Here is a 2,067-nt window from a genome sequence, read left to right on the forward strand (position 1 = left end):
TCGCAGGAGGCAGTCCATTCCAGACCATCCTCGGTGCCGTCTCTGCCTTATAGCCGGTAGGGGGTGGGTAATTACTGTCGACCAGCCTTGTCATCACCGTATAGCTCGTATGACGCTGTGCCCGCAGTGAACTGGCCCAGGTCGCATGACGGCTTTTTCCCTGCCGCACTCGAATAGTCGATGTGCATCAGCTTTGGCAGCAAGCTCATAGAAGCGACGATGTTCGCGTCTGCTTGAACAGTCATATCGATTGGTTTTGCGACAGCTCCAGTATCAGACGATACGGAGCACTCGGCCAAAGCGGGGCTTGCCGCGACAAAAATTGCTACAGCCGCGCACACGGCCAATCGATTACGCACAAGCGGTCCCCTAAAAATCTCGCGGATAGCTCACGCGTCTTGGCGCGATCGTCAAGCGCGATATCCTTATCTGGCGTTTACCAGCTATTCCTGATGCAAAATTCACACAGAGCCTGTGAAAACCCGGCCTGAGGATTCCCGTAGATCGCAACAGATGGTATGTTTCTGGCATGGCGCATCTGTCTGGAACGGACCGCTCGCAGCTCCTGCTGCTGCCCGAGGCGGTTGATGATTATGTCGGACCGGATAATCCGGTCCGGTTCATCGAGGCCTTTGTCGACGGGCTCGACCTTGGTGCAGCCGGGTTCGTGCGTGTACAGCCCAAGGAAACGGGCCGCCCGGGCTACGATCCGGCTGATCTGCTCAAGCTCTACATCTATGGCTACCTGAACCGGATCCGGTCGAGCCGTCGCCTCGAAGCCGAGACCCACCGCAATATCGAGGTCATCTGGCTGCTGCGGCACCTCAAGCCGGACTTCAAAACCATCGCCGACTTCCGCCGCGACAACCGTGCAGCATTCAAGGCGGTGTTCCGCGAGTTCGTAGTGCTATGTCGTCAACTCGACCTCTTCGGGCGCGAGCTCGTGGCGGTCGACGGCACGCGCATCAAGGCGGTCAACAACAAGACCTGAAACTTCACCCGAGCATCACTGGCCAAGTTCATCCAGGACGCCGACGAGAAGCTCGCCAGCTACATGAAACGGCTCGACGAGGGGGATGCCGACGAGGACCGCACGCCAGGTGGCGGTTCGGGCGGCGGTGACGACAAACTGGCCGAGAAAATCGCCGCCATCCAGGGCAAGCGCGATCGTCACAAGGAGATGCTCGCCGAACTAGATCGCACCGGCGCCGACCAGATATCGCTGACCGATCCGGATGCCCGCGCGATGGCGCGCATGACCAAAGTGGGGGTCGGCTACAACATCCAGCTCGCCGTCGACGTGAAGCACAAGCTGATCGCGGAGCAGGCGGTGAGCAACCAGGTCCTCGACCTGGGCCTGCTCGCGCAGACCGCGACCGCAGCAATGGAAGCGCTTGGCGTCGAGCGGATCGAGGCCGTCGCCGACCGGGGGTACTTCAAGATCGAGGATATTGAAGCCTGCGAGGCGGCCGGGGTTACGGCTTATGTGCCCAAGCCAGTCCGCGGTCCCGCCGTGCGCGAGGGCTTCTTCGGCAAAGAGGTGTTCCGCTACGAGCCTGACCGGGACGTCTTCGTTTGCCCGGCCGGGGCAGCACTTTCGCCGCGCTACCGGGGCAAGTCGCGCGACAATGTGAAGGTTGACTATGCCAACCGCGGTGCCTGCAAGGCGTGCGTGCTGAGATCGCGCTGCACTCGCTCATTCCGCCGCGTCTCGCGCCTGGAGAACGAGGCCGTTCTCGACCGCATGTCGGCGCGGTTGGCGGCCAGGCCCGAGATGCTGGACCACCGGCGAAACAGCGTCGAGCATCCCTTCGGCACCATCAAGCAGTGGATGGGCCAAGGTACGTTCCTGATGCGCCGCCTCGAGAACGTTCGCGGCGAGTTCAGCCTGACCGCGCTCGCCTATAATATCAGACGGGCCATCACTCTGGTCGGTGTCCCGGGCCTGATCGCCGCGGCGAGGGGGTAAACCGGTCTTTTCGCGCCCCAATGAGAGGTGGCTCGGTTCATTTGAACAGCTCGGCGCGATTGCTAAGTGGAGCGTCCGCCGGTTTCATGCCGCTGCGA

At 61.6% G+C, this 2,067-nt stretch carries 2 protein-coding genes; both read left to right on the forward strand.

From position 1 onward, the window contains the following. Positions 1-529: 529 nt before the first annotated feature. Positions 530-991 carry a transposase gene (locus QN347_RS19095; protein WP_322164256.1) on the forward strand — a complete coding sequence of 154 codons (462 nt, stop codon included), beginning with the start codon at positions 530-532 and terminating at the stop codon, positions 989-991. 63 nt (positions 992-1,054) lie between these two features. Continuing rightward, positions 1,055-1,969 carry a transposase gene (locus QN347_RS19100; RefSeq protein WP_322164255.1) on the forward strand — a complete coding sequence of 305 codons (915 nt, stop codon included), beginning with the start codon at positions 1,055-1,057 and terminating at the stop codon, positions 1,967-1,969. Positions 1,970-2,067: the final 98 nt, after the last annotated feature.

It is taken from the genome of Sphingomonas sp. 10B4 (assembly GCF_035019905.1).
GTDB classification, from domain to species: domain Bacteria; phylum Pseudomonadota; class Alphaproteobacteria; order Sphingomonadales; family Sphingomonadaceae; genus Sphingomonas; species Sphingomonas glacialis.